The 361-nt window shown below is 37.7% G+C and carries 1 protein-coding gene; it reads right to left on the reverse strand.

Features of this window, described 5'->3' with window-relative positions; all coding sequences use genetic code 11:
- Positions 1-65: 65 nt before the first annotated feature.
- Positions 66-287, reverse strand: a complete 222-nt coding sequence (locus KH400_RS22600) for a helix-turn-helix domain-containing protein (protein ID WP_217228465.1) — start codon at positions 285-287, stop codon at positions 66-68.
- Positions 288-361 lie beyond the last annotated feature (74 nt).

Consider the following 361-nt stretch of genomic DNA (forward strand, 5'->3'; position numbering starts at 1 on the left):
GATAGAGCCTGCTCCCAACCAAAACGAACGAGTTGTTTTACTGCTCTCATTTATTTTGCCTCCATTTACTCTTCGGCTTCTTTATCACTTCGATACTCTAAAATATCACCAGGCTGACAATCTAAAGCCTTACAAATGGCCTCTAAAGTTGAAAATCGAATCGCCTTTGCCTTTCCATTTTTCAAGATAGAAAGGTTAGCCATTGTTATTCCAACCCTCTCCGAAAGTTCTGTTACACTCATTTTCCTTTTAGCCAGCATCACATCAATATTGATTACAATTGCCATGATATCCACCCACCTCAGACAGTTAAATCATTTTCTGATTTAATATTGATCGCTTCTTGTAAAAGTTTTTGGAG

The sequence above is a fragment of the Desertibacillus haloalkaliphilus genome (assembly GCF_019039105.1).
GTDB classification, from domain to species: domain Bacteria; phylum Bacillota; class Bacilli; order Bacillales; family KJ1-10-99; genus Desertibacillus; species Desertibacillus haloalkaliphilus.